At 65.4% G+C, this 26,568-nt stretch carries 26 protein-coding genes; 13 read left to right on the top strand and 13 right to left on the bottom strand.

Features of this window, described 5'->3' with window-relative positions:
- Positions 1 to 47 precede the first annotated feature (47 nt).
- The 4 genes from ACXYN8_RS12775 to ACXYN8_RS12760 form a co-directional block, all read right to left on the bottom strand.
- Positions 48 to 584, bottom strand: a complete 537-nt coding sequence (locus ACXYN8_RS12775; protein ID WP_458889836.1) for a CarD family transcriptional regulator — start codon at positions 582 to 584, stop codon at positions 48 to 50.
- A 278-nt stretch (positions 585 to 862) separates the two neighbouring features.
- Complete coding sequence (gene fdxA / locus ACXYN8_RS12770) at positions 863 to 1,201, bottom strand: ferredoxin FdxA (RefSeq protein ID WP_458889835.1); 339 nt, start codon at positions 1,199 to 1,201, stop codon at positions 863 to 865.
- Positions 1,198 to 1,521 carry an RNA-binding S4 domain-containing protein gene (locus ACXYN8_RS12765; protein ID WP_458889834.1) on the bottom strand — a complete coding sequence of 108 codons (324 nt, stop codon included), beginning with the start codon at positions 1,519 to 1,521 and terminating at the stop codon, positions 1,198 to 1,200. The genes fdxA and ACXYN8_RS12765 overlap by 4 nt, the downstream gene beginning before the upstream one ends.
- 11 nt (positions 1,522 to 1,532) lie before the next feature.
- Positions 1,533 to 4,139 (bottom strand): helicase-related protein, encoded by a 2,607-nt coding sequence (locus ACXYN8_RS12760; RefSeq protein WP_458889833.1) that lies wholly within the window; start codon positions 4,137 to 4,139, stop codon positions 1,533 to 1,535.
- Positions 4,140 to 4,343: 204 nt separating this feature from the next.
- Here ACXYN8_RS12760 and ACXYN8_RS12755 point away from each other — a divergent pair, with 204 nt between their 5' ends.
- From ACXYN8_RS12755 to ACXYN8_RS12740, 4 genes are read left to right on the top strand one after another with little or no spacing between them, the layout of a single operon-like run.
- Positions 4,344 to 5,930, top strand: a complete 1,587-nt coding sequence (locus ACXYN8_RS12755; RefSeq protein WP_458889832.1) for a peptidoglycan DD-metalloendopeptidase family protein — start codon at positions 4,344 to 4,346, stop codon at positions 5,928 to 5,930.
- Between the two features lie 31 nt (positions 5,931 to 5,961).
- Complete coding sequence (gene hemB, locus ACXYN8_RS12750; protein ID WP_458889831.1) at positions 5,962 to 6,957, top strand: porphobilinogen synthase; 996 nt, start codon at positions 5,962 to 5,964, stop codon at positions 6,955 to 6,957.
- Positions 6,950 to 7,495 carry a GNAT family N-acetyltransferase gene (locus tag ACXYN8_RS12745; RefSeq protein ID WP_458889830.1) on the top strand — a complete coding sequence of 182 codons (546 nt, stop codon included), beginning with the start codon at positions 6,950 to 6,952 and terminating at the stop codon, positions 7,493 to 7,495. Before hemB ends, ACXYN8_RS12745 begins: the two co-directional genes overlap by 8 nt.
- Positions 7,492 to 8,058, top strand: coding sequence for a gamma carbonic anhydrase family protein (locus ACXYN8_RS12740; RefSeq protein ID WP_458889829.1), 567 nt, complete (start codon positions 7,492 to 7,494; stop codon positions 8,056 to 8,058). Before ACXYN8_RS12745 ends, ACXYN8_RS12740 begins: the two co-directional genes overlap by 4 nt.
- Positions 8,059 to 8,106: 48 nt before the next feature.
- Here the strand turns inward: ACXYN8_RS12740 and ACXYN8_RS12735 are convergent, their stop codons facing one another.
- The 6 genes from ACXYN8_RS12735 to ACXYN8_RS12710 form a co-directional block, all read right to left on the bottom strand.
- On the bottom strand, positions 8,107 to 9,702 hold the full coding sequence (locus ACXYN8_RS12735; RefSeq protein WP_458889828.1) for a cisplatin damage response ATP-dependent DNA ligase: 1,596 nt from the start codon (positions 9,700 to 9,702) through the stop codon (positions 8,107 to 8,109).
- 3 nt (positions 9,703 to 9,705) lie between these two features.
- Positions 9,706 to 10,215: an OmpA family protein gene (locus ACXYN8_RS12730; protein ID WP_458889827.1), complete on the bottom strand. Its 510-nt coding sequence runs from the start codon at positions 10,213 to 10,215 to the stop codon at positions 9,706 to 9,708.
- 5 nt (positions 10,216 to 10,220) lie between these two features.
- Positions 10,221 to 10,790: a hypothetical protein gene (locus ACXYN8_RS12725; RefSeq protein ID WP_458889826.1), complete on the bottom strand. Its 570-nt coding sequence runs from the start codon at positions 10,788 to 10,790 to the stop codon at positions 10,221 to 10,223.
- Positions 10,791 to 10,853: 63 nt separating this feature from the next.
- On the bottom strand, positions 10,854 to 11,888 hold the full coding sequence (locus tag ACXYN8_RS12720) for a ligase-associated DNA damage response exonuclease (protein ID WP_458889825.1): 1,035 nt from the start codon (positions 11,886 to 11,888) through the stop codon (positions 10,854 to 10,856).
- 71 nt (positions 11,889 to 11,959) lie between these two features.
- Entirely contained in the window at positions 11,960 to 14,341 is a 2,382-nt protein-coding gene (gene clpA, locus ACXYN8_RS12715; protein WP_458889824.1) for an ATP-dependent Clp protease ATP-binding subunit ClpA, read from the bottom strand.
- A gap of 156 nt (positions 14,342 to 14,497) precedes the next feature.
- Positions 14,498 to 14,704: a DUF1192 domain-containing protein gene (locus tag ACXYN8_RS12710; protein WP_458889938.1), complete on the bottom strand. Its 207-nt coding sequence runs from the start codon at positions 14,702 to 14,704 to the stop codon at positions 14,498 to 14,500.
- 120 nt (positions 14,705 to 14,824) lie between these two features.
- On the opposite strand from ACXYN8_RS12710, the gene ACXYN8_RS12705 reads away from it, so the two are divergent.
- Positions 14,825 to 15,841, top strand: a complete 1,017-nt coding sequence (locus ACXYN8_RS12705) for an NAD(P)H-quinone oxidoreductase (RefSeq protein ID WP_458889823.1) — start codon at positions 14,825 to 14,827, stop codon at positions 15,839 to 15,841.
- 6 nt (positions 15,842 to 15,847) lie between these two features.
- Here ACXYN8_RS12705 and ACXYN8_RS12700 read toward each other — a convergent pair whose 3' ends face one another.
- Complete coding sequence (locus ACXYN8_RS12700) at positions 15,848 to 16,603, bottom strand: hypothetical protein (RefSeq protein WP_458889822.1); 756 nt, start codon at positions 16,601 to 16,603, stop codon at positions 15,848 to 15,850.
- 176 nt (positions 16,604 to 16,779) lie between these two features.
- Between ACXYN8_RS12700 and ACXYN8_RS12695 the strand changes: the two genes are divergently transcribed.
- Both ACXYN8_RS12695 and ACXYN8_RS12690 read left to right on the top strand, forming a co-directional pair.
- A complete protein-coding gene (locus tag ACXYN8_RS12695; protein WP_458889821.1) occupies positions 16,780 to 17,484 on the top strand; it encodes a cell cycle transcriptional regulator TrcR in 705 nt (234 codons plus the stop codon).
- A 76-nt stretch (positions 17,485 to 17,560) separates the two neighbouring features.
- Positions 17,561 to 19,222, top strand: a complete 1,662-nt coding sequence (locus ACXYN8_RS12690; RefSeq protein WP_458889820.1) for a long-chain-fatty-acid--CoA ligase — start codon at positions 17,561 to 17,563, stop codon at positions 19,220 to 19,222.
- 7 nt (positions 19,223 to 19,229) lie between these two features.
- Here the strand turns inward: ACXYN8_RS12690 and ACXYN8_RS12685 are convergent, their stop codons facing one another.
- Together ACXYN8_RS12685 and ACXYN8_RS12680 are read right to left on the bottom strand one after the other, a co-directional pair.
- Complete coding sequence (locus ACXYN8_RS12685; RefSeq protein WP_458889819.1) at positions 19,230 to 19,637, bottom strand: bactofilin family protein; 408 nt, start codon at positions 19,635 to 19,637, stop codon at positions 19,230 to 19,232.
- 1 nt (position 19,638) lies between these two features.
- Complete coding sequence (locus ACXYN8_RS12680; RefSeq protein WP_458889818.1) at positions 19,639 to 20,775, bottom strand: peptidoglycan DD-metalloendopeptidase family protein; 1,137 nt, start codon at positions 20,773 to 20,775, stop codon at positions 19,639 to 19,641.
- A gap of 258 nt (positions 20,776 to 21,033) precedes the next feature.
- On the opposite strand from ACXYN8_RS12680, the gene ACXYN8_RS12675 reads away from it, so the two are divergent.
- The 6 genes from ACXYN8_RS12675 (at position 21,034) to ACXYN8_RS12650 (ending at position 26,563) form a co-directional block, all read left to right on the top strand.
- Entirely contained in the window at positions 21,034 to 22,311 is a 1,278-nt protein-coding gene (locus ACXYN8_RS12675; RefSeq protein ID WP_458889817.1) for a glutamate-5-semialdehyde dehydrogenase, read from the top strand.
- Positions 22,312 to 22,333: 22 nt separating this feature from the next.
- Positions 22,334 to 23,002, top strand: a complete 669-nt coding sequence (locus ACXYN8_RS12670; RefSeq protein ID WP_458889816.1) for a nicotinate-nucleotide adenylyltransferase — start codon at positions 22,334 to 22,336, stop codon at positions 23,000 to 23,002.
- A 54-nt stretch (positions 23,003 to 23,056) separates the two neighbouring features.
- Entirely contained in the window at positions 23,057 to 23,476 is a 420-nt protein-coding gene (gene rsfS / locus ACXYN8_RS12665) for a ribosome silencing factor (protein ID WP_458889815.1), read from the top strand.
- A 20-nt stretch (positions 23,477 to 23,496) separates the two neighbouring features.
- Positions 23,497 to 23,919 carry a 23S rRNA (pseudouridine(1915)-N(3))-methyltransferase RlmH gene (locus ACXYN8_RS12660; protein WP_458889814.1) on the top strand — a complete coding sequence of 141 codons (423 nt, stop codon included), beginning with the start codon at positions 23,497 to 23,499 and terminating at the stop codon, positions 23,917 to 23,919.
- Positions 23,920 to 23,923: 4 nt separating this feature from the next.
- Entirely contained in the window at positions 23,924 to 25,147 is a 1,224-nt protein-coding gene (locus ACXYN8_RS12655; protein ID WP_458889813.1) for a murein hydrolase activator EnvC family protein, read from the top strand.
- A 75-nt stretch (positions 25,148 to 25,222) separates the two neighbouring features.
- Positions 25,223 to 26,563 (top strand): S41 family peptidase, encoded by a 1,341-nt coding sequence (locus tag ACXYN8_RS12650; RefSeq protein WP_458889812.1) that lies wholly within the window; start codon positions 25,223 to 25,225, stop codon positions 26,561 to 26,563.
- Positions 26,564 to 26,568: the final 5 nt, after the last annotated feature.

Raw genomic sequence — 26,568 nt, 5'->3', positions numbered from 1 at the left:
CGGCCGTTCAGGCCACCCCTTCTGATATCGTTACGTGCGAAGTGCGCTCAGGCTTCTTCTTCGTCCGTATTGTAATATTGCGGCGCGTGGGTGCGCAGCACGTCGAGGATCTTTTCGAGCGCGGTCGGCTCGTCGGTCTTTTCCATCGCGGCGAGTTCGCGCGCCAGGCGGCTGGACGCAGCTTCGAAAATCTGACGTTCGGAATAGCTCTGCTCGGGCTGATCGTCGGGGCGGAACAGGTCGCGCGTCACTTCGGCAATCAGCACGATTTCGCCGGAGTTGATCTTCGCTTCGTATTCCTGTGCGCGACGGCTCCACATGGTCCGCTTGACTTTGGGCTTGCCCTTCAGCGTTTCCATCGCTTCCTTCAGCGTCTTGTCGCTGGAAAGCTTGCGCATACCGATCGCTTCGACCTTGTTCATGGGAACGCGCAGCGTCATGCGTTCCTTTTCGAAGCGGAGGACGTAGAGTTCCAGCTGCATACCGGCGATCTCTTCGTTCTGAAGTTCGATCACGCGGCCCACGCCGTGCTTGGGGTATACGACATAGTCGCCAACATCGAAGGCGAGGTCATTGCCAGCCATGTAAGATAGTCCTTTTCTCTCGGCAGTCACGGTCTGCCCGGCTGTCCGTGCCGCAATGCGCGAGCCCGGTGTTCCAGCCTGTGCAACCCTGCCTGATACGGCTTTTCTCTGCGCCGAAAACGCACGGGGCTAAACGCCGCCGCACCGCATTCGGCTTCGGTTGGTCCGTATTATAACAGATTCGCAACAAAATTGCCAGCGACGCGAAGATTCGCATCGCCAAGCGAGAATCGCGCCTTGCCGTAGGGTCAGGGGTCGTCGCAGCGACCCGGAAGAAACTAGTCGCCTTCGCCCGGTTCGGGGGAGAAGAACTTCTCGAACTTGCCTTCTTCGTCCTTGTGCTCGTCGGCGTCTGCCGGCGGAGCCTTGGACTGGGTGATGTTCGGCCATTCGGCGGAATACTTGGTGTTCAGCTCCAGCCACTTCTCGAGGTTGTCCTCGGTATCGGGCAGGATCGCTTCGGCCGGGCATTCCGGTTCGCAAACGCCGCAATCGATGCATTCGCTGGGGTTGATGACGAGCATGTTCTCGCCTTCGTAGAAACAATCGACCGGGCAGACCTCGACGCAGTCGGTGTACTTGCACTTGATGCAGGCATCGGTGACGACATAGGTCATTTCGGCAGGTCCTCTGTTTCCTCATGGGCCGTTGGTGGCCGCTCGGGCCGTGCTATGGCGGGTTTTGCCCCCGCGTCAAGTTCGAGGTAATGGGCGCGCGCTTCTGCCGGAGGGCCGCGCCGTTCAGGCAACGCCAGCAGTTCGATCACTACCACGCCGCTCTTCAACGGGAGCGTGAGCACATCGCCGACACACACTGGCTGGTTGCACCGCTCTACCCGCGCGCCGTTGCGGCGGATATGCCCTTCACCGACCCACTTCTGCGCAGAAGAGCGGCTGCGTGCGAAGCGCAGCATCCACAGCAGGCGGTCGATGCGCACACCCTCGGACGTCAGTTGTCCCCTTGCTTCAGCAGTTCGGCGAGACCGGCGAAGGCGGAATGTTCGGGGCGCGGCGAAGGCCGCTGTTCCCTGCGGTGATCCTGAGCCTTGGCGCGCGGTGGCTTTCCGGCAGGCTTGCGGCCCTTGCCCCTTTGGCCGTCGCGCTTGCCATCGTGCCGCTCCCGGTTAGGAGAGCCGGCACGCGGCGGCTTCCAGTTGAAACGCGCAGGGGCCGGCGGGCCGTAGGCACCTTCCGCCAGATCGCCGAGCGGCTGCGCTCGGAATCCCGCATCGCGCAGGAAGTGAAGCAGGTTCTCCTGCCGCAGTCCCACCGAGATACCGAGCGACAGATCGCCGACGAAGTCCTTGAGCGCACCCTTGCGTCGATCGTGCGCGGCACGGAGAATCTTCTCCGCCACGTCCACCCGCACGTATTGATCGCCCGCGCGCCGATACCCCGAAGGCGGGCGCCCGTCGCCCGGCTTGACCGATTGCATATCGGCGGCGAGCGGCCGATGGTCCGCGCCAATGGCGTACAGCAGCGCGCGCGGAGCAGGCTTGAGCAACGCCGGCACGAAAATATCGAGAGCACCGATCGCGATGCCGAGACGCCAGATGGCCTTGCGATGTTCGGCAGGCACATGGCCGAGGCCCGACGCGTCGCGCCGCACGAAGCCTGCACCCTCGATCACGGAATGCAGGAGCGCACGCACCTCGCCCGGTGTTTCTGCATTCTCAGCAGCGTCCTCCAGCGCACGCAGGGGCGCCAGCGAGGCGAGTTGCGCATCCAGCCATTGCTCCAGCGCCGCCTGCAGGGCGGAACGCTCCGCCTCGGGCACTGTCGCAGTGTCGGGCTCCAGCGTGACGAGGGGGCGCGAAGGGCTCTTGCCCGCGCTCAACGTCGCCAGCTTCTCGTCATCCCGGAATATCGCGCCATCGCGCAGGGTCAGGTCGTTCATTTGTTCTGTGGTCATCGATCTCGCCTTTATCGCCAGAAGGCGTGGCAGATGTTTCTCCGCCGCGGCAAGCAGCAATTTGCGGTCGGCGTGGCTGGCACGGTGATCTACGGTGAAGCGGAAGCCCTCCATCCGGCCGATTGCCTGGCCCTCAACCAGAACGTCGCCTTCTTCGGACAGCCGCACGTCGAGCAGGCGTGGGTCGCGGCCCAGCGTCTTCATCAGCACTGCGGTTCGGCGGTTGATGAACCGTTCCGCCAGCCGTGCGTGAAGTGCATCCGAAAGGCGGGCTTCCACCGCCCGCGCCCGCGCCGCCATCTCGTCGCGCGCGAGCACCCAGTCGGGTCGCTGCGCGGCGTAGGCCCAGTTGCGGATCGCGGCGATGCGGCCTTGCAGCGTGTCGATATCGCCCTGCACATTGTCGAGCTGAGCGATCCGACCCGCAATGAAATCCGCGCCGAGATAGCCGCCGCGCAGATCCTGCCACAGCCGCGCCACGAGCCGCGCGTGCTGATCGACGCCAAGCTGTCGAAAGTCAGGCAACTGACAAACCTGCCAGAATCTCTCGACCTGCTTGGAAGACGTCACGCTGCTGGCAGTTTCCGGCTCCTCCGCCAGCCGCTTTAGCACGGAGAGGTCGATGGCCTGAGGTGGGGTGCGCAGGCGCGGATCCTGCGGTGGACGTTCCAGGTCGGCAATAAGCCGCTCGAGCGAATCGAAGCGCGGTTCGGCCTCCCGCCAGTACAAGTGAGTCAGCGGGGCGAAGCGATGCTCCTCGATCGCGTAGATCTCTTCCTCGGTGAACTCGGCCTGCCCGCGACCGCCGCTCATGGTTCCGAAGCTGCCGTCGCGCTGGTGCCGCCCTGCCCGGCCCGCGATCTGCGCCATTTCCGCCGGCTCAAGCCGCCGCTGGCGATGGCCGTCGAACTTGCTCAGGCCAGCGAAAGCCACATGATGGACGTCGAGGTTGAGCCCCATGCCGATCGCGTCTGTGGCGACGATGTAGTCGACCTCGCCCGACTGGAACAGCTCCACCTGCTTGTTGCGCGTGGCGGGCGAAAGCGCGCCCATCACCACCGCAGCGCCGCCGCGGAAGCGCCGGAGCATCTCCGCCACGCCATAGACCTGCTCCGCCGAAAAGGCGACGATCGCGCTGCGCGGAGGCAAGCGCGACAGCTTGGCGGCACCGGCGTAGGTCAGGGTTGAAAAGCGCGGCCTTTCGATGATCTCGGCCCGCGGAAGCAGGGCGCGCACCAGCGGTTCCAGCGTGGCAGAGCCGAGCAGCATCGTCTCTTCCCGACCGCGCGTGTTGAGCAGACGGTCGGTGAAGATGTGTCCGCGTTCCGGGTTGGCGGCGAGCTGCGCTTCGTCCAGCGCGACGAAGGCCAGCGGACCATCCGGTCCCCCGCCAAGGCGCGGCATGGCCTCGGCGGTGCAGAGGAAATAGCGCGCACCGGGCGGTGCGATCCGCTCCTCCCCGGTGATGAGCGCGACCTGGCTTTCCCCCTTGATCGCGACGACCCGGTCGTAGACCTCCCGCGCGAGCAGGCGCAGCGGAAAGCCGATCGCCCCGCTCGAATGCGCGCACATCCGTTCGATCGCGAGATGGGTCTTGCCGGTGTTGGTCGGACCCAGGACGGCCTTGATCGTGCTGTCGCTCACACCTGCGATGTGGCACCTGCCCCGCGTCAGGGCAATGGCACGGTTTGCGTGACAGCCAGCTGTCCACCACTGGCCGCGCGGAAACGTCGGTTCGGCAATGGTTGACGAAAAATTCACTTTAATCCGGCAATGGCTTGGCACTATGTCCGGCGACGGATCGAAATTGAGCGGACGGCGATGGTTCGTCCGCAGGGGACAGACGCTTTGACGGCAATCGCCGATCTCGACGGCCCGATGGACTGCGACGCTCTGCGCACGCGGCTCGTGCGGCGGCGTTCGTTGCGCGAGCGGATCGGCGAATTGCGCCACGCGGCCTCCGACACTCTGAACGGCATCGACCTGGCGCCCGACCTCGCGCGCAATATCGGCAGCGCAACCTGGTGGCGCGGTGCTGGAACGCTGGTCGCGCTGTCGGCCGTGGCGTTGGCTTTTTGGCCTGATTTCTCTCCCGCGGAAGCCGCCCCGACCATGCGCGTCGACGAAGGCATCCGCGACGAGTTCCGCACCCAGATGATCATGCCCTTGGCCCTTGGCGCCGACAACGGCCGGCGGATGTCCGCAACCGCGCTGGTCAAGCCGCTCAAGTCCGCGCCCGAACGCCCGCGCCTCGAACTGGTGGCGACGCTGGCACAAGGTGACAGCTTCAGCCGTATGCTCCAGCGCGCAGGGCTGGGAAGCGAGGATGCGGACCGGGTCGAACAGCTTGTCGGGCGAGCCATGCCGGTAGAACAAATCTCCGACGGGACGCGCTTCGACATCGTGCTTGGCCGGCGCCCCTCACCCGGAGCGCCGCGTTCGCTCGAAAGCATAGCGTTTCGCGCCCGCTTCGATCTCGAACTGGGGCTGGAGCGGCGAGGCGGCGGGCTGGTGCTCGATCCCCGGCCGATCCGCGTCGACGCGACCCCGCTGCGGGTTCGCGCGAATGTCGGCAACAGCCTCTACCGGTCCGCCCGCGCGGCCGGCGCGCCATCGAGCGCGGTGCAGGAATTCCTGCGCACGCTGAGCAAGCACGTCAATCTCGACACCATCGCTGCCAGCGACACGTTCGACCTGGTGCTCGATTACAAGCGCGCCGAAACGGGCGAGGCGGAACCGGGCAAGTTGCTCTACGCCGGGCTGGAGCGCGGCGAGAAGCCACGCGCGCAATTGCTGCGCTGGGGCAAGGACGGGCAGTTCTACGAAGCCTCCGGCGTGGGCGAACGTCGTGGCGGCATGGTTGCGCCGGTACCGGGGCGCGTCAGCTCCAACTTCGGGATGCGCCGCCACCCGATCCTCGGTTATCGCCGGATGCACGCCGGAATGGACTTCAAGGCCGGCCACGGCACGCCGATCCACGCAGTGAGCGACGGGGTGGTGGCCAGCTCCGGTCGGGCGGGCGGCTGCGGCAATGCGGTGAAGCTGAACCACGGCAACGGTCTCCAGACCCGCTACTGCCATATGAGCCGCATGGCGGTGCGCGCCGGACAGGGCGTGCGTGCAGGACAAGTAATCGGCTATGTCGGCTCGACCGGTCTCTCCACCGGCGCCCATCTTCATTACGAGGTCTATCGGGGCGGACGGGCGATTAATCCCGCGTCGGTCACCTTCGTCCAGCGCGCGCAATTGGAAGGGGCGGAACTGCAAGCTTTCCGCAACCGCCTGACTCAACTCAAACAGATCGATCCGGGCGCCGCGCTGATCGACCTGAAACCGCGCGAGAATGCGCCTGCCGAGCCGGTGCGCGAAATCGACCGCGTGGACCGCCCCGACCTCGCCGCGCGCTACGACGCAACTGCCCTATCGCGCAATTGAAGCCGCCGGGCTTTTGCGGCAGGGATGCCGCATGACCGGCTCCTATCCCAACACCCGCCTCCGCCGTACCCGCGCCTCCGGCTGGAGCCGCGCGCTGCATCGCGAAAGCCTGCTGACGCCCGCCGACCTGATCTGGCCCCTGTTCGTGACCGGGGGAAAGGGATTTGAAGACCCGATCGCGACGCTTCCCGGCGTCTCGCGCTGGTCGGTGGACGGTATTGCGAAACAGGCGAAGCGCGCGGTCGGACTCGGCATTCCCTGCGTTGCGCTGTTTCCGAACACGCAGGCCGATCGCCGCAGCGACGACGGGGCAGAGGCGTTCAACCCCGACAATCTCATGTGCCGCGCCATCCGCGCTATCAAGGATGCCTGCGGCGAAGAACTCGGCGTGCTGACCGACGTCGCGCTCGACCCCTATACCAGTCACGGGCAGGACGGACTGCTCGACGCTACGGGCTATGTCGCCAATGACGATACCGTGGCCGTGCTCGTCGATCAGGCGATCAACCAGGCCGAAGCCGGAGCTGACATCATCGCTCCTTCGGACATGATGGATGGCCGTGTGCGCGCGATCCGCATGGCGCTGGAGATGAACGGCCATCCCAACGTGCAGATCATGGCCTACGCCGCCAAATACGCCAGCGCCTTCTACGGTCCGTTCCGCGATGCGGTCGGCAGCACCGGTGTGCTGAAGGGCGACAAGAAGACATACCAGATGGACCCGGCGAACCGGCGCGAGGCCTTGCGCGAAGTCGCGTTCGACATTGCCGAGGGTGCGGACAGCGTGATGGTGAAGCCCGGCCTCCCCTACCTCGACATCGTTCGCGACGTGGCGGTGCATTTCGACTTGCCGGTCTTCGCCTATCAGGTGAGCGGCGAATACGCGATGATCGAGGCTGCCGCAGCCGCCGGCGCGGGCGACCGCGACGCCCTGGTTCTTGAAACGCTGACCGCCTTCAAGCGTGCTGGCGCGAGCGGGGTGCTGACCTATCACGCGGCCCACGCCGCCCAGCTGCTCCATGGCTGAGGCCATCCGAATCGAGACCGAACGGCTGGTGCTGCGCGACTGGAGAGCCGATGACGCGGAGGACTTCCATCGGCTCGGCTCCGACCCGCAGGTCATGGCGACGCTTGGCCCGGTGATGAGCTATACAGAAACGGAACAATTGATTTCCCGCCTGCAGGATCGTGCGCGCGAAGACGGGCACTGCATGTGGGCGGCCGAACGTCGCACGGACGGTCGGGTGCTCGGCTTCATCGGCGTGCAGCGCGGGCGGGTCGCGCCTATCGAGGGCGAGCTGGAAATCGGATGGCGCCTTGCGCGCGATTGCTGGGGAGAAGGCTACGCCACCGAAGGCGCGCGCGCCACGCTCGACTGGCTGAACGCGCATCGCCCCGGCGAACGCGTCGTCGCAATTACCTCGCGCAGCAATACGCGCAGCCAGGGGGTCATGGCGCGTCTCGGCATGGTCCGCGATCCCGCGCGCGATTTCGAACACCCGAACGTGCCCGAAGACAGTGTGCTGCGCCCGCACGTCACCTTTGTGAAGGAGCCACCGCTATGAGCGTCCGCCGCCCCGGAGTGAACATCATCCCGATCCACGGCCATACGCCTCGCATCCACGACAGCGCCTTTATCGCGCCGGGGTGTACGATCGTCGGCAATGTCGAGATCGGCGCGGACAGTTCCATCTGGTACAATTGCGTTCTGCGGGCTGATGTCAGCCGCATCGTGATCGGCGAGCGCACCAATGTGCAGGATGGCAGCGTGCTTCATTGCGATCCCGAACGCCCCGGCGACCCGGACGGATCGCCGCTGCTAATCGGCGACGACGTGCTGATCGGCCACATGGCGATGGTTCACGGCTGCCGGATCGAGGATCGCGGCTTCGTCGGCCTCGGCGCGATTGCGATGAACAAGGCGGTCATCGGCTCCGACGCGATGCTTGCCGCGGGCGCGATGCTGACCGAAGGCAAGGTGATGGGCCCGCGCGAGTTGTGGGGCGGTCGCCCGGCTCGCAAGATGCGCGATCTCGACGACATGGCCATTGCGGGCATGCGGATGGGAGTTGCGCATTACGCGGAAAATGCGAAGGCCCACGCAAAGGCGATCGACGGGGCGCTATAGGCCAAACCAAGGCATGAATGTTGCGCGGCGCAACTTTACGGGTCTGCGCTAGTCCCGGATCAAAGCCCGCAAGGCATCTATCCGGTCCGCTTCGTGAACCGGCTTGTCCCAGCGTATGCGATGGATGCGGGGGAAGCGCATGGCGAGGCCGCTCTTGTGGCGCTTGCTTTCATGGACGCTGTCGAACGCGACTTCGAACACGAGGCTCTTGTCGGTTTCTCGCACCGGGCCGAAGCGATTGACCGTCTTCTGGCGTACGTGGCGATCGAGCTTCTTCAACTCTTCGTCTGTGAAGCCGGAGTAGGCCTTGCCCACCGGTAGCAGTTCCGCGCCCGCATCGGGGTCGCCATCCCAGCAACCGAAGGTGTAGTCGGAATAGAAGCTGCTGCGCTTCCCGCTGCCGCGCTGGGCATACATCAACACGCAGTCGACCAGCAGCGGATCGCGCTTCCACTTGTACCAGTAACCGACGCGCCGCCCGGCGATGTAGGGGCTGTCCTTGCGCTTCAGCATCAGCCCTTCGATTGCGTCGTCGCGACTGCCTTCGCGGATTTGCGCCAAGTGGTCGAAATCGCGCGCCTCGACCACCTTGCTGAGATCGAAGTGATTGTCCGGCAGGCGAGGCACGAACTGCTCGAGCGCCGCGCGGCGATCCGTCCATGCGAGCTCGCGCAGATCCTCGCCCTCGCGCAGCAGCATGTCGTAGAGCCTGACGAAGGCGGGACTTTCCGCAAGCATCTTCTTGCTGACGGTCTTGCGACCGAGCCGCTGCTGAAGCGCGTTGAAACTGGCCGCCCCGCCCTCCGCCCCGCCCTGCACTTCGCCGCGGACCAGCAGTTCGCCGTCGAGCACGCAGGGAATGTCGAGTGCGCCGACCATTTCGGGGAAGGTCGCGGAAATATCGTCGCCGCTGCGCGAATAGACGCGCGTTTCGCCGCCGGCGTGAACCATCTGCACGCGAATGCCGTCCCATTTCCATTCGGCCGCGTAGTCGGAGAGATCGACGACCGTTTCCTCCAGCGGATGCGCGAGCATGAAGGGGCGGAACGTCGGCATGTTCTGCGTATCGGGCGGTTCAGCGCCGTCGGCCGCCCAGGCGAACAATTCAGCATAGGGCGGCGAGAGGCCGTGCCAGTATTCCTCGACATCCTCGATTGTTACCTCGAACGCCTGAGAGAACGCGAGCTTGGCGAGGCGGCTGGAAACGCCGATCCGCATCGCGCCGGTTGCCAGCTTCAGCAGGGCATATCGGCCGCTGGAATCGAGCCGGTCGAGCAGGCGGGGCAACTCGCACATGACCGACACGCGCGTCATGGCCGACAGCGCCCCCACCGCTTCGCTGACCGTCGGTGACGGCGCGACCTCTCCCACCGGGTCCGGCCACAGCAGGCTGGCGGTTTCGGCCGTGTCGCCGACGAAATCGCGGCTCAGCGTCCACAGCACGGGGTCGACCCGTTCCTTCATGATGCTTCGGATTGTCGAGCTTTTTACCGCCTTGAAATCCAGCCCGTCGGTCAGTGCGGCAAGCGCCCAGCCGCGGTCAGGGTCCGGGGTCGCGCGCAGATAGTCCGCGACCAGCCGCAGCTTTTCGTTGCGGCTCGTCGTGTAGACCAGGCGGTCGATCAGGGCGGCGAAGGCTTCCATCGATCAGTTGGCAATCACCACTTCGACGCGGCGATTGCGTGCCATGCCCGCGTCGTTGTCCGCGCCTTCGGGCGTGAGGTTCTGCGCGACAGGACGATCTTCCCCGACGCCCTTGGTCGTCATCCGGTTGGCGGCGATGCTGCGGACGTCCTTTAGATAATCGCGCACTGCCATGGCGCGGCGTTCGGACAATCGCTGGTTGTAGGCATCGTTGCCCTTGCTGTCGGTGTGCCCTTCTATCGCGATGGTCTTCGTGTCGTCAGCGGCGATGAGCTGCGCCAGCTTGTCGAGCGTCGGGCGCGCGCTGGCACGAATTTCCGCCTTGTCGAAATCGAACAGGACATCGCCGGGCAGTGCCACGACCGTGCCGCGCGAGGTTTGCTCCGCGCCGAGTTCCGAACGCAGTTGTTCCACTTCGCTCAGCGTCGAATTGGTCACCGCGCTGCCGGTTGCAGCACTGCCCGTTGCAGCCTGCCGCAGCGTGCTGGTCGAGACCTGCCGCCCGTTGGACAAACTACTCAGTTTTTTTTTGAGCCGTCGTCGGAAAATGCAGCATCCCTGACCGGCAGGACCAGGCGAAAGCCGGGGTTCGACGTGTATTCGTTGCTGGTCTGGTTGCCGTTGTTGATCATCAGCGTCGCATCGGTTCCCTTGGGCAGCTCACCCAGGAACACGAGGTCAGCCTCGATCCGCTGGCCGGGCTGGATCGTCAGGTCCGAATTCGTCGGCGGGGCGGAAAGGTATAGCTTCTGCCCGTCACCGGTCACGATGTAGGTGTTGTTCTGGCTGTAGCTGTTGAGCTCGATCTCGCGGTCCCGGCCGTTGCTGATGATTGCATGGATGATCGTTTCCGACGGTTTCACCTGCAGCGAGGTCAGTTGCACGACCGTCTTGTTCGGATGCGCGACCTGTATGTCGAGCGGCATGGGCTCGCCCGCACCGAACAGCCGGGATGCTACGGATGGCCCCTCGGGCGTCATGTCGACCTCTTCCGTGCCCGCTTCTGCTTCCTCGTCGGTCTTGATCGATCCGCAGGCAGACAACGCCAGCGCCATCGTGGCCAGGAGCGGGACGGGTACGAATTTCATGGGCGAGCCTCCATTCCAGAGCTTTGAAACCGTCGATGATGCAGGTGGGTTCCGATCCACGCGTCAGTCGTCCTCGTCCTCATAGCCGACCATGGCCAACGCGCGAGCCCGGCGCTGGGTAAGCTGGCACCAGCGCAGTAGCGCATCCTCGCGACCATGCGTGATCCACGTCTCCTGCGCGCCGACTTCCTCGATGGTGCGGGTAAGTTCGTCCCAGTCGGCGTGGTCGGAGATAACCAGCGGCAATTCGACATTGCGCTGCCGGGCGCGCTGGCGCACGCGCATCCACCCGCTCGCCATGGCGGTGATCGGATCGGGCAGGCGGCGGCTCCAGCGGTCATTGAGCGCGCTGGGCGGGCAGACGACGACTGAGCCGCGCATGTCGTCCTTGGAATGATCGGCGACGAGCCGCAATTCGCCAAGGTCCACGCCGTGGTCCTGATAGAGGCGACACATCTTCTCCATCGCGCCGTGGAGGTAGATCGGCGCATCGTACCCCGCCGCGCGCAGTTCCGCGATGACGCGCTGTGCCTTGCCGAGGGCGTAAGCGCCGAGAAGCACGCAGCGTTCGGGATTCTCTTCCAGCGCGGTCAGCACCTTGCCGATCTCGTCCGCGATGGGCGGATGAGTGAACAGCGGCAGGCCAAAAGTCGCCTCGGTGATGAAGATATCGCAGGGCACCACTTCGAACGGCGGGCAGGTCGGATCGCCGCGGCGCTTGTAATCGCCGGTGCAGACGATCCGCTCGCCATTGTGTTCGAGCAGGATCTGCGCGCTGCCGAGGACGTGGCCGGCGGGGAAATAGGTTGCATCGACATTGCCGGGCAGGCGTATCGTTTCGCCGTATTCAACCGGGATTGCCCTGGTCGGGATCTCGCCGCTCTCGTCCTCGACCCCGGTGCGATAGCGCAGAGCCATGATTGCGAGCGTTTCCGGCGTGGCGTAGGTTTCGCCGTGGCCGCCGCGTGCGTGGTCAGCGTGGCCGTGAGTTACAAGGGCGCGATCCACGGCTCGGCTGGGATCGACCCAGCAGTCGGCAGGCACGACGTGAATGCCCCACGGTTCGGGGCGGATCCAGGAAAAGGGCGCGGCGGGCATGGGTGTGAAATGAAAAGGGGACCTCCCGCGTTCCCGCAGGACGTCCCCTTTCGTGTCGTCAGCGCCAGAGCTTAGCTGTCGCCACTGTCGGCCTTGTCCTTGCCGACTTGCGTGTCGGGAGCGGTTTTGCCCTTCTTCGCCGAAGGCTTCTTCTTAGGCTTGGTTTTCTTCGCCTTGGGCGGTGCAGGGGTCAGTTCGAAGGCGAGCTTGTTGTCCTTCACCTTCACGTTGACCTCGCCGCCATCGGCGAGCTTGCCGAACAGCAGTTCCTCCGCCAGCGGCTGCTTCACCTTCTCCTGGATCAGGCGCGCCATCGGCCGGGCGCCATAGAGCTTGTCATAGCCGCGCGTGCCCATCCATTCGCGCGCTTCGCCGTCGAACTGGATGTGAACGTTCTGTTCGGCCAGCTGCAGTTCGAGCTGGAGGATGAACTTGTCGACCACCCGGCTTACGGTGTCGCGGTTGAGATAGGTGAAAGGCACGACCGCATCGAGCCGGTTGCGGAATTCCGGCGAGAACATCCGCTTCACCGCTTCCTCGCTTGCGTCTTCCTTGCTCACATCGCCGAAACCGATGCCCTGCTTCGCCATGTCGGCGGCGCCGGCGTTGGTCGTCATGATCAGCACGACGTTGCGGAAATCGACCGTCTTGCCGTGGTGATCGGTCAGGCGACCGTTATCCATCACCTGCAGCAGGATGTTGAACAGGTCAGGGTGCGCCTTCTCGATTTCATCGAGCAGCAGGACACAATGAGGGTTCTGATCAACCGCATCGGTTAAAAGACCGCCCTGATCATAACCAACATAGCCCGGAGGCGCACCGATAAGGCGGCTGACACTGTGCCGTTCCATGTATTCGGACATGTCGAAGCGTTGAAGCTCGATTCCCATGATGCTGGCCAGCTGCCGCGCGACTTCCGTCTTGCCGACACCGGTGGGGCCGGAGAACAGGAAGCTGCCAATCGGCTTGTCCGGATCGCGCAGACCTGCCCGGCTCAGCTTCATCGCGGTCGACAGCTTCTGCACTGCCGCGTCCTGGCCGAACACCACGTGCTTCAGATCGCGCTCCAGATTTTCGAGAGCCTTCTTGTCGTCCTTGCTGACCGACTTCGGCGGGATGCGTGCCATCGTCGCGATCACGGCCTCGATCTCGCGCGCGGTGATGGTCTTGCGCCGCTTGCTGGGCGGCTTGAGCATCTGCATCGCGCCGACTTCATCGACCACGTCGATCGCCTTGTCCGGCAGCTTGCGGTCATTGATGTAGCGCGCGGACAGGTCCACCGCGGTGCGCAGGGCGTCCGGGGTGTAGCGGACCTTGTGGTGTTCCTCGAAAGCGCTCTTCAGCCCCTTGAGGATCTTGACCGTATCTTCGATCGTCGGCTCGTTGACGTCGATCTTCTGGAACCGGCGCAGCAGCGCGCGGTCCTTCTCGAAGTGGTTGCGGAATTCCTTGTAGGTGGTCGAACCGATGCAGCGGATCGCCCCGCTCGACAACGCGGGCTTCAGCAGGTTGGAGGCGTCCATTGCCCCGCCGCTGGTTGCGCCCGCGCCGATCACCGTGTGGATCTCGTCGATGAAGAGAATCGCATCGGGCATCCCTTCCAGTTCGTTCACGACCTGCTTCAGCCGCTCCTCGAAATCGCCGCGATAGCGGGTGCCGGCCAGCAGCGCGCCCATGTCGAGCGAGTAGATCACCGCATCGAGCAGCACTTCGGGCACGTCGCCTTCGACGATCTTGCGCGCGAGGCCTTCGGCAATGGCGGTCTTCCCGACTCCGGGATCGCCGACATAGAGCGGATTGTTCTTCGACCGGCGGCAAAGGATCTGCACCGTGCGATCGACTTCCGATCCGCGCCCGATCAGCGGGTCGATCTTGCCTTCTTCCGCGCGGGTGTTGAGGTTGACGCAGAACTGGTCGAGCGCGGTTTCCTTCTTGCCCTTCTCGGCGGTTTTTTCGTCGGCCGGGGCCTGCGCTTCTTCCGCGCCCTGCGGCCCGCGCGCCTCGATCTGGCTGCCGCCCTTGCCGATGCCATGCGAGATGAAGCTGACCGCATCCAGACGGCTCATGTCCTGCTGCTGCAGGAAGTAGACCGCATAGCTATCGCGTTCGGAGAACAGCGCGACGAGGACGTTCGCGCCGGTCACCGTGTCCTTGCCGCTCGACTGCACGTGCAGGATGGCGCGCTGGATCACCCGCTGGAAGCCCGCCGTGGGCTGCGGATCGCCGCCGTCCTCGGTCTTCAGCGACTGGTATTCCTGATCGAGATACTGCTTCACCACCTCGGCCAGTTCGCCCAACTCCACCCCGCAGGCGTTCAACACCTGCGCGGCATCCTCGTCCGCGATCAGCGCGAGCAGGAGATGCTCCAGCGTCGCGTATTCGTGGCTGCGTTCCGCCGCGTTGTTCAGCGCGGTGTGCAGCGTCTTTTCGAGGTTCTGGGCAAAACTTGGCATACGTCTGGTCCTATGAGTCCGCAGGCGGGGATCGGTCTGCGGGGGAGTATGGGCGTGCGCGATGAACGCCCGCGAAACCGGCGGAAATTGTCGTCTCGGTCGCCGGAAAAACGATATAGGAACGCCCCGCCGCGAATGTGAGGGGGCGCAAGACCATCAGTCGCCATCCCTTTGGCGAAACAGCGCCTCCGCCGCGTTGCGGTGGGCACTGGCCTTCGCGCGGTGCGCTTTCACACGCGCAATCTCCGCCTCGAGCAGCGCGATGCGCGCGTCGAGTTCGTCCTGCGAATAAGGGTCGAGCAATTCGGTGGCGAGCTTGCTCGCAGCATCGCCGCGCGGGCGTGGACGGTCATCTTCATCCATCGGTTCCGTCACTTCGCCAGCCGCGGCGCTTGCTGTCAATCCCGCCGTTGGCTAGTCCCCACCGCCAGCGGCGCGCGGTCGCTTTTGGGCAACAGTGCTGCGCGACCCGCGCGGGGGCTTATGACCGGGGGTAAAATGGGGCTGGAACTTCCTTCCACGATGCTGGCGATGGGCTTTGACGAGCCGGGCGGGCCCGAAGTCCTGCGACCAGAAGAGCTTCCGGTTCCGCGGCCCGGACCGGGCGAAGTCCTGCTCCAGGTGAGCCATGCGGGGGTCAACCGCCCCGACGTGATCCAGCGCCGCGGCGCCTATCCGCCGCCACCGGGCGCTTCCCCAATACCCGGACTCGAGCTTTCGGGCACGATCGTCGCGCTGGGCGCTGGCGTGGAGCCGGAGATGATGAACCGCCGCGTTTGCGCGCTGGTGCCCGGCGGCGGCTACGCGCAATACTGCATCGCCGATGCGCGCCATTGCCTGCCGGTGCCCGCTTCCATGCCGATGGAAGAGGCCGCCGCACTGCCCGAAACGCTTTTCACCGTGTGGCACAATGTCTTCCAGCGCGGCCTGGCGCGCGATGGCGAAACGATCCTCGTTCACGGCGGCACCAGCGGGATCGGCACCATGGCGATCATGCTGTGCAAGGCCTTCGACATGACCGTGATCGTGACCTGCGGCAGCGAGGCGAAATGCGATGCTGCACGCGAAATCGGCGCCGACCACGCTATCGACTACAAGGCGCAGGATTACGTCGAGGAGGTAAAGCGCATCACCGACGGGGCAGGCGTCGAACTGGTGCTCGACATGGTGGCGGGCGATTACGTCGCGCGGGACATGGCCTGCCTGATGCCGGACGGGCGACACGTCACCATCGCCGTGCAGGGCGGCTTCAAGGCGGAAATCAACATGGCGGAGGTCATGCAAAAGCGCCTCACCCTGACCGGATCGACACTCCGCCCGCGCTCCGGCGATTTCAAGGCGCTGCTGACGCAGGACATCAATCAGAACGCGTGGCCGCTGTTCGCCAGCGGAGAACTGCGCCCGGTGATGGACCGGATCTTCCCGATGGCGAAAGCCGCCGCCGCGCATCAGCGCATGGAAGCGGGCGACCACATCGGGAAGATCGTTTTGGCGATGTAGTTCGGCTTACCAGTCGCCCGAAGGTTCGCCGAAGTCGCTGTCGAAATCGTCGTCGTCGGACGGGTCGCTGCCTTCGGGGTCGTATCCCGAAGCCGCGCTGCCTTCCACATCGCTCGACGAGATATCGTTGGCTGCGATTTCGCTGCCGTCGGCGTCGTCCATGGCGGAATCGGTGCTGGCCCAGTCGCCCTGGTTGTCCTCGTTCCATTGCGCCTGTTTGGCCCATTCCTCGCTCGCAGCAGTCATGTCGCTGGCGAGAAGTTCCGCCTCCTGCACCTTGGACGGGTCGAGCAGCACTCCGGTGAGGCCGATCAGTTCGCCGATTGCGGCAACCTCGCGCGTGCCGGAGGAGCCGGACTTCATGGATCTGGTCAGCGCCTTCATCGCCTTGCGGACGGCCACGGTCAGCTTCCATTCGGATACGTACATATCCTCCTTGCCGACTTTCAGCTTGACCGCCGGCACGTCGATGGTGGTGTGGACGACCGACTTGCCGGCTTCCACCGCCTCGACGCGGAACGCGTATTGCGCCTGCTCCGACCCGTCGGGGCTGAGGATGGTGAAGGCAATCGTATCGTCGCTCGGCCGGCTGTGCTTGATGGAACTCGCCGCGGTGATGAAGCCGATCTGCGGGCGCGCGTCGATTTTGCCGAGCGCCGCGAGAACGTCTGCCTGCGGACGATCGAAGGATGTGTTGAAATCTTCCTCGCCCCCGCAGGCGGCCAGCAGGCCAGCCAGGAGCATGACGAACAGTTGGCGCATGGGCGCGTCTCCCTTCCCCTAGAACTGCACGCGTATAAGGCATAAGGAGTTACCCAAGCGTTGCTGGAGGCGGTGCGGGGCGAAAGACCTTGCCCAAAGCGCCGCCAGCGCCTACACCGCAAGGCGCAACGGCCGCTCCGAAAGGGGCGGCCCTTCTATTTTTACCGGAGATTCCCGTGGCCGACGAAACCCCGCTGATGCCGCACGCGACAGCCGCATGGCTGATCGACAACACCGCGCTTTCCTTCGAACAGATCGCCGAATTCTGCGGTCTGCACATCCTCGAAGTCCAGGCGATGGCGGACGACCTGGCAGGCGCGAAATACACCGGACGCGATCCGGTTCACGCGGGCGAGTTGAGCCATGTCGAGATCGAGAAGGGTCAGAACGACCCCGAATACCGCCTGCAGATGCAGCGTGCACCGGTCTCCGTCAGCCGCACCAAGGGCCCGCGCTACACGCCCGTGTCGAAGCGCCAGGACAAGCCCGACGGCATCGCGTGGCTGCTGCGCAATCACCCGGAAATCACCGACGCGCAGATCGGCAAGCTGATCGGCACGACGCGCAACACGATCAACGCCATCCGCGATCGCTCGCACTGGAACATCCAGAACATCCAGGCGAAGGACCCGGTCACGCTTGGCCTGTGCTCGCAGCGTGAACTCGACGCCGTCGTCGCCAAGGCCGCGAAGAAGGCCGGTATCGAGGAAACGCCTTCGGACGAGAAGGCGCTGGGCGGTTCGGACAAGGAACGCCTGATCGAGGAACTGCGGCGTGAGCGCCAGGACGCGGAAAAGGCTGCTGCCGAAGCCGCGCAGGAAGCCGAAGCCGCGGCATGGCTCGAAGCCCGCAAGGGCGAAGGCGACGCCGCAGGCTCCTGATAAGACTGCCGAAGCGAGGTGAGGGCGCAGGCGGTTTTGCTTGCGCCATCGCCGCGCCCCGCGCATGATTGCTGACATGGATGTCAGCAAAGCCGATTATCGTCACGCCTGCGCGTGGGACCTCGATCTCCCGCCCCTGACCCTGCCGGAGATGTTCCTGGCTTCGGCAGAGCGCACGCCGGACGCGCCGGCCGTCGACTTCATGGGGCGGCGCTTTACCTATCGCGAACTGGCCGATGCTGCGCGAAGCTTCGCCGCCGGATTGCAGGCCGCAGGCTTTGCCAAGGGCGATCGGATCGGCCTCTTTCTGCCCAATGTGCCGATGTACGTCGCCGCCTATTACGGCGCGCTGATGGCGGGCGCGGTGGTGGTCAATTTCTCTCCGCTCTACACAGCGGACGAGCTGTGCCAGCAGGTAGAGGATTCCGGGGCCAAGGCGCTCGTCACGCTCAACGTGCCCGCGCTGCTGCCCACCGCGCTCGATGTGCTCGACCGTTCCTCGCTGGAAACGCTGGTGGTGGGCCATCTGGCCAATGCGCTGCCCAAGGCGAAGGGACTGGCTCTGCGCCTGCTCGGGCGGAACAAGCTTTTCCCACTCCCGAAACGCGCCGACGTGCTGCGCTGGTCGGACATGCTCGGCGCAGGCGCGCCGCAGCCGGTCGCGCTCGACGCCGTGCAGGACATTGCGCTGCTGCAATATACCGGCGGCACGACGGGCGTGCCCAAGGGCGCCATGCTGACACATCAGAACCTCTCCGCCAATGCGCGTCAGGTGAATGCGATCGACCCGTGGAAGCACGATGCGGATGACGTGATTCTCGGCGTGCTGCCGCTGTTCCATGTCTTCGCCAACACCTGCGTGCTCAACCGCACCATGCTGAAAGGCGGGTGCATTGCCATGCTGCCGCGTTTCGATGCCAAGGACGCGCTCAAGACGCTGGCACGGGTCAAGGCAACCGCGCTTCCGGGCGTACCGACCATGTATCAGGCGCTGCTCGACCACCCGGACTTCGCTTCGACCGACTTTTCATCGCTGAAGATCTGCATTTCGGGCGGCGCACCGCTCAATGCGGTGCTGAAGGCGAAATTCGAGGCAGGCAGCGGAGCGCGACTGGTGGAAGGCTACGGTCTCACCGAAAGCTCCGGCGTGGTCAGCACCAATCCTTACGAGGCGGGCGATATGGCCGGCACCATCGGCCAAGTCCTGCCACGCACCGAAGTCCGCCTGCTCGACAAGGAAGACCCCACCCGTGCCGCGCCCGAAGGCGAGCCGGGCGAACTCGCCGTGCGCGGCCCGCAGATCATGCGCGGATACTGGAACCGGCCCGATGCCGATGCCAAGGTGGTGCAGGACGGCTGGTTACGCACCGGCGATGTCGCGCAGTGGGAGGAGCACGGCTTCCTCCGCATTGTCGACCGGATCAAGGACATGATCGCGGTCGGTGGCTTCAAGGTCTTTCCCAGCGAGGTCGAAAAGGCCGTCCAGCCGCATCCGGCAGTCAAGGAGGTGCTGGTGATCGGCGTGCCCGACGACTACCTCGGCGAGAGGCCACAGGCCTTCGTCACGCTCAACGACGAGGCGCACGATGTTACCGGCGATATGCTGCGCGACTGGGCGAACGGGCGGCTCGGCAAGCACGAGCGGCTTGCCGGCGTCACCATCCGTCAGGAATTGCCAAAGACGATGATCGGGAAGCTCGACCGCAAGACCCTGCGCGAACAGGAACTGCGCGGCTGAGCCTAAATCAGCTCGCGAGCGTCAGGTGCGCCTGGTCGTCGTCAGCCTTGGGCGATTGAGCTGCTGACCTGGCGCCGGGTTGCGCCTTGCGCGCACCGAAGCGGCCTTCGATCTGCGCGCCCTGTTCGACCGTCAGCGTGTCGTAGTTGACGTCGCCCTCGATCTGCGCGCTCTTGAGGATCACCAGTTCGCGCGAGACGACCGAGCCCTTGACCCGCCCTGCCAGCCGCGCGCTTTCCGCCACGACTGCGCCGTTGATCTCGCTCCCCTCGCCCTGGACGAGGTTGGAGCATTCGATATCGCCTTCGATCCGGCCATCGACATGAAGGTCGACCGATGCCGAGATATTGCCGGTGATCGTCACATCCGATCCAATCACGGAGAAGGTGGAGCCGCCTGCCATCGGTTTCGCCATCTTAGGCGCCGCCGCGCTGGGGAAGTCGTCGGGCTTCTTTGAGAACATTGGGGGCTGTCTCCAGGAAGGGACGCGGGTTCACCGCGCGTTCGTTGATCCGCACTTCAAAGTGCAGGTGCGGTCCGGTAGAGCGACCGGTGCTGCCGATCGCCCCAATCACCTCGGCAGCGTCGACCTTCTGACCGACCTTTGCATTGAAGCGCGACATATGGGCGTAGCGCGTCATGAGGCCGTTGCCGTGGCTGATCTCCACCGTGTTGCCATAGCCGGACTTGACGCCGACGAAGCTGACCCGGCCTGCTGCGGCGGCATGGATCGGGGCACCGCGCGGGCCGCGGAAATCGAGGCCTGAGTGCATCGCACCCCCGCCAGTGAAGGGATCGCGGCGGAAACCGAAGCCAGAGGAAATCGAGCGGATGTCGGCAGGCATGACCTGCGGGATGCCGGCAAGCCCACGCTCCAGCGCGTCCATCCGCGCGAGGCTGAGGCCCAGTCGCTCGAAGCGCGGATCGTCCAGCTCGAACTTTTCGAGCGGACCACCCTGCGCGCTGCCTGCGCTGCGGACGATGGCATCGGGATCGAGGCCCAGCTTGCGGATCGCCTGCGCGGCGCTGGCGGCGCGCGCATCGGCGAATCGGGTCAACCGCTCCACCAGAGCGAGCTGGCGGGCTTCGACCTTGGCGAGCGCGGCGGCCTCGGGAAGCGAGGCGCTGACCTTGTCGACCGTCTTCGCAGCTTCGCCGGTGCTGTCGGAATGGGTGGCGTCGCCCGTGATGTCGGCGGGCAGGGCTTCGACCATTTCCTCGATGAAGGCCTGCCGCTTTTCCAGATCGGTCGCGACGGCGTCGATATCGTGGCGATAGGCTGCCACCCGGCTTTCCGACTTGGCGACCTTGGCTTCACGCGCAAGCAGAGAGGCGGCTTCCGACGACGCCCGAACCTGCGCGATCGCCATACCGCCCATGCTCAGCGCCCAGACGAGCAGTGCGGCGGCAATACCGCCGGCTACGAGCATCTGCAATTTCGTGGTGATGGTAATGAAGCGGACCTGTCCCTGCGAGCGCATGAAGAATTCGCGCTCCGGAAACCAACGGGCAATGCGTTGCCCAAGCCGGACCTTGCTGGCTGTATGCGTCAAAAATTAAGTCCCCACGACCCGTTATGTGTGCCGCGGGCCTAGGGAGCGAAGATTAACAGGGCAAACTAACGCGGGGTTATATTGGGTGAGTTGAGTGAGTCCCGGGATGAATCGTTTCATTTGCAAGAATCTCGGGAACGATCAGCCCGCTTGCGCATTTGCAGCGGCTCGGGTCCCGATTCGTTCCTCCCTCCCCCACGGAAAAATGGCGGAATACTGCGGCTGACAAGCTGGCGCAGGGATGTTACGCTCGCGCGTATGGCTACACAGATACAAACTCACACCGACGACAAATCTCAACTGATACAGGCGCTTGGCAAGGCCGGGCGGGCAGCGCAGCGCCAGCTTGCGCGGCTTGGCAGCGATGCCAAGGCCAAGGGGCTGCTGGCGGCTGCCGACCGCATCGAGGCATCGCAGGAAGAGATTCTCGCCGCCAATGCAACGGACATGGCCGCAGGCGAGGCGAAAGGATTGACCGGGGCTCTGCTGGATCGGCTGAAGCTCGACGAAGGCCGCATCGCCGCCATCGCCGACGCGGTGCGGCAGGTCGCTACGCTGGATGACCCGGTCGGCCAGGTCATCGAGCGGACCTCGCGCCCCAACGGCCTCGAACTGTCGCGCGTTCGGGTTCCGATCGGGCTCATCGGCATCATCTACGAAAGCCGCCCCAACGTCACCGTCGATGCGGCCGCGCTCTGCGTTCGGTCGGGCAATGCGGCGCTGCTGCGGGGCGGTAGCGAAGCGGTGCATTCGAACACCGCGCTCGCCAAGGCGTTCGGCGAAGGGCTGGCGGAGGCTGGCCTGCCTGCCGAAGCCGCGCAGCTGGTTCCGGACCAGGACCGCGCGCTGGTTGGCGATATGCTGAAGGCAAGCGGCCTCATCGACATGATCGTGCCACGCGGGGGCAAGAGCCTGGTCGAGCGCGTTCAGAAAGACGCGCGCGTCCCGGTGCTCGCTCACCTCGACGGCATATGCCACACCTATGTCCACGCGGCGGCCGACGCGGAAATGGCGCGGGAAATCGCACTCAACGCCAAGATGCGGCGCACCGGCATTTGCGGGGCGATGGAAACGCTGCTGATCGACGAAAGCTTCGGCGAAGGTGCGGCGGTGGTGGGCGCTTTGCTCGACAGCGGCTGCGCCCTGCGCGGCGATGCAGGCGCGCAAGCGCTCGATCCGAGAATCAGTGCGGCAGCCAATGACGATTGGGACACGGAATATCTCGACGCGATCCTCTCGGTGAAGACCGTCGCCGGAATGGACGAAGCGCTGGCGCACATAGCCGAGCACAGTTCGGGTCACACCGATGCCATCGTGACGTCGGATGACGACGCGGCGGAGCGATTCCTTGCCGAAGTCGACAGCGCCATCGTGATGCGCAACGCTTCCAGCCAGTTCGCCGATGGTGGGGAATTCGGCCTCGGCGCGGAGATCGGCATTGCGACCGGACGGCTCCACGCGCGCGGACCGGTCGCGCTGGAAGGGCTGACCACCTACAAGTGGCAGGTCCGCGGCACCGGCCAGACGCGCCCTTGAGCAGCCGTGTGAGCACACGCCGGTGAGAACCGCGCCGCCGCGCCGGGTCGGCCTGCTCGGCGGCAGTTTCAACCCCGCGCATGGCGGGCACCGACGCATCTCGCTCTTCGCCCTACGTGCGCTGGGGCTGGACGAGGTGTGGTGGCTGGTTTCGCCCGGCAATCCGCTGAAACCGCGTGACGGCATGGCACCGCTGGGCGCGCGGGTCCGCTCTGCGCGCAAGCAGGCCCGACGCGCACCGATCCGCGTCTCCGCGATCGAGCGCGAGCTGGGCTCGCCCTATACGGTGGACACGCTCAAGGCCGTGAAGCGCCGCTTCCCGCGCACCGACTTCGTCTGGCTGATGGGATCGGACAATCTTGCTCAGTTTCACCGCTGGCGAGACTGGCGCGGGATCGCCCGCACCATGCCGATTGCGGTCATCGCCCGTCCGGGCTATGATGCCCGTGCTGCAGCGAGCCCCGCCGCGGCCTGGATGCGCCGCTACCGGATCGACGCCGCCAGTTTTCGCCACTCCGGCAAGTGGAGCGCCCCTGCGCTGATTGCACTGCGTTTCGACCCCGATCCGCGCTCGGCGACGGCCATCCGTCGCGCCGATCCCGATTGGGCCGCACGCCATACCGGCTCGCCGGTCCGCGACCAGCTGACGCGCTCGCTCATCCCACATTCAAATCTGGGGACACAGGCATGACTGCCTGCCGGTTCGCCAGCTTGACATGCGGACCACGGAGCCCAGATCCTTTTCATGAACGCCAGAGCATCCATGCCCATCGATAACGCCAATTCCATCGTCAACGTCCCGCCCGCAGATGCCGGCACGGATTCGGACGCGCTGCACAAACTCGTGCTCGAAAGCCTCGACGACGATCAGGCGCAGGACATCGTCTCGGTCCCGCTCGCGGGCAAAAGCTCGATTGCCGATCACATGGTGATCGCCACTGGCCGCTCCACGCGGCAGGTTGCGGCGATGGCCAGCAAGCTGGCGGAGCGGGTCAAGCACGCGGGCTTCGGCAGTGCGCGCGTCGAAGGCCTGCCGGCCGCCGACTGGGTGCTGATCGACGCTGGCGACGTGGTCGTCCACCTGTTCCGCCCCGAAGTCCGCAGCTTCTACAATCTGGAGCGGATGTGGGGCTTCGGCGAGGGCGCCGCCGCCGGCAACGCCTGACGTCGCTGGGGAGGGCGGTCATGCTCCTCCACATCGTGGCGCGTGGAAAAATAGCGCGCTCGCCAGAGGCCGAGCTGCTGGAGCGGTACGAGACGCGCATCGGCTGGCCATTCAAGCATACAGAACTGCCGGAAAGTGGCGGCAGGATCCCCGATTCGCTGCGCCCGGCGAAGACGGTCCTGCTCGACGAACGCGGGCGCGACTATTCCTCGGAGGCCTTGGCCGGACATCTCAGCCGCTGGCGCGACAACGGCGTGCGTGAGGCGCGTTTCATTATCGGCGCTGCCGACGGCCATGCCGAAGCCGAACGGGCAGAGGCGGACCTGCTGCTGTCCTTCGGCAAGGCGACCTGGCCGCACCTGATGGTTCGCGCGATGCTGGCCGAACAACTCTATCGCGCGACGACGATCATTGCCGGGCATCCCTATCATAGGGCAGGGTAGGGCCATGACGCCACGCTTGCCCGCCATCCTGTTGTTTTCGGTAACCCTTGCCGGTTTCGCCGCGTTCGGCCCGCCGGTATTGGGGCAGCGTAGCGCAGGCTACACTGACGCTGCGCAGTCGCGGGCCGCGCTCGACCGGGCGCTCGCCCAGCAGAGCAGCGCGGCAAAGCGGGCAGAGACGCTAGAACGCCGTGCCCGCTCCGCCACGCAGACGGCGCAGAAGACCACGCAGGAAGCCGCCGCAATCGCCGCCCGCATCCAGCAGAGCGAAGCAGGGCTCGCGGTGGCAGAGGCCCGCATGGGACTCATCGCTGGGCAGCAGCGCGCGATCCGCACCCGCATGGCGAAGCGACAGAAGCCGGTCGTCGGGCTGACCGCCGCGTTGCAACGGTTCGCCCGCCGCCCCGCCGCGCTGTCGGTGTTCCGGCCCGGGTCGGTCAAGGATGCCGTCTATCTGCGCGTCATGCTCGCCAACGCCGCACCCGAAGTCGCACGCCGCACCGCCGATCTGCGCGCCGATCTCGACCGCAGCCGTGCGCTCCAGCGAGAGGCGCAGCAGGCGATCGAAGTCCTGCGCACGGGGGAGGGCGAACTTGCGCAGCGCCAGCAGCAGCTTGCCGCGCTCGCGACGAAGCAGCGGCTGGCGGCGCGCGATCTGGCCGGCACTGCCGGGCGGGAATCGGAGCGGGCGCTCGCGCTTGCGGAAGAGGCGCGCGACCTGGACGCGCTGGTGGACAGGCTCGACGAGGCGGGCGAATTGCGCGAACGGCTAGCCGCTTTGCCCGGCCCCGTGCTGCGGCCCGCGCAACCGCAACGTGCCGTCACTGCCGAGGTGGCGCCGCTTCGCAGCGCTGACCGGGGCGCTCCACGCCCTTACCGCGCTCCCGTCGATGGACGAACGCTCGCTGGGTTCGGCGCCATTGCGGACACGGGCTTGCTGAGCGAGGGTGTGGTGCTCGCCCCGCGTCCCGGCGCGCAGATCGTTACGCCGGGCGCAGGCCGCGTCGCCTTTGCCGGGCCCTACCGCGGATACGGGCGCATCGTGATTGTCGACCACGGCGGCGGCTGGGTCAGCCTTATCACCGGAATGGTTCGCGTCGATGTCGAGGTTGGCGAAAATCTGGTTTCCGGCTCGCCACTTGGCGTCGCCGCGCCGGACCGCCCGGCCGTGGCACTGGAGCTTCGCCGGAATGGCGAGCCGGTCAATCCGCTCGACTATATCGGCTGAACTGCGTCTCCTCATGCAAGCTGGCGTTAAGCGGAGGGGCGCTATAGGCTCGCACCAAGGACAAAAGGACTGCGCATGAAATTTGCTTCGACGATTCGCGCGGCGGCTCTGGTGACCGCTGTGGCGATCCTCCCCGTAACCACCGCCAGCATGGCTGCGGTGGACGGGCGCACCAGTCCGGAATTCGCCAAGCTCTTCGCAGTCTACCAGCGTATCAAGTCGAGCTATGTCGAAGACGTCGAAGACGACAAGCTCGTGCGCGGCGCGATCGACGGGATGCTCGCATCGCTCGATCCGCATTCCGGCTATCTGGATGGCAGCGCGCTGCAGCGGCTCGAAACCATGATCGACGGAAATTACCAGGGTCTCGGCATCTCGGTGACGATGGAAGACGGCGCGGTGAAGATCATCTCCCCGATGCGCGGCAGTCCGGCGGAGAAGGCCGGGCTGAAGGCGGGCGATTTCATCACCCATCTCGACGGCAAGTTGATCTATGGCCTCGACCTCGACGAGGCGGTGGCCCAGATGCGCGGCGAAGCGGGCAGCTCGATCGAGCTGACCATCGTGCGCCCCGGCCGCGATGAACCCTTCGATGCCGTCGTGACCCGCAGCGTGATCGAGCTGGAGCCGGTGACCTACGAATTGCAGACCGGCAAGATCGGCGTCGTAACCGTCAACGAGTTCTCCCGCGATGTCGGACGCGATGTCTACGATGCGGTTACCGCGATGAAGAAGCAGGCCGCAGGACGTCTCAACGGGCTCGTGCTCGACCTGCGCTCCAACCCCGGCGGCTCGCTTGATGAGGCCGTGGCGCTGTCCGACCTGTTCCTGTCCGATGGGCAGATCGTGTCGCAGCGCGGGCGCACGCGGGGTGAGGCGATCTATTACGAATCCGAAACCGTCTATCGCGGCGATGTCGCGTCCGATGTGCCGATGATCGTGCTGATCGACGCCGGTTCTGCGTCCGCATCGGAAATCGTCGCCGGCGCCTTGCAGGATCGCCAGCGCGCGATCATCATGGGCGAACGCAGCTTCGGCAAGGGTAGCGTGCAGACGCTGCTGCCGCTGACCCGCGACAGCGCACTCAAGCTGACGACCGCGCTCTACTACACGCCTTCGGGCCGGGCTGTGCAGGAAGGCGGCATCAAGCCCGATATCACCGTGCCGCAGCTGTCCGATCCCGACGCCGCGAAGCGCGCCAAGTTCAGCTACCGCGAAAGCGATCTGCGTGGTCACCTGATCAACGAACTCGCTCTCGAAGACAAGGATCTGGAAAGCGACAACAAGGACGACCCGCGCTTCACCCAGACCGCCGAGGATCTGGAGAAGCAGGGGATCGAGGACTTCCAGCTGCATTACGCGCTGGAAACCCTGCGTCGCGGCAGCACCGTCGCTGTCGCCCGCCGCCCCAACTGAGGCAG

The sequence above is a fragment of the Altererythrobacter sp. CAU 1778 genome (genome assembly GCF_054482795.1).
Note: the sequence above shows the minus strand (reverse complement) of the source record. Positions and strands in the feature narration are given on the sequence as shown.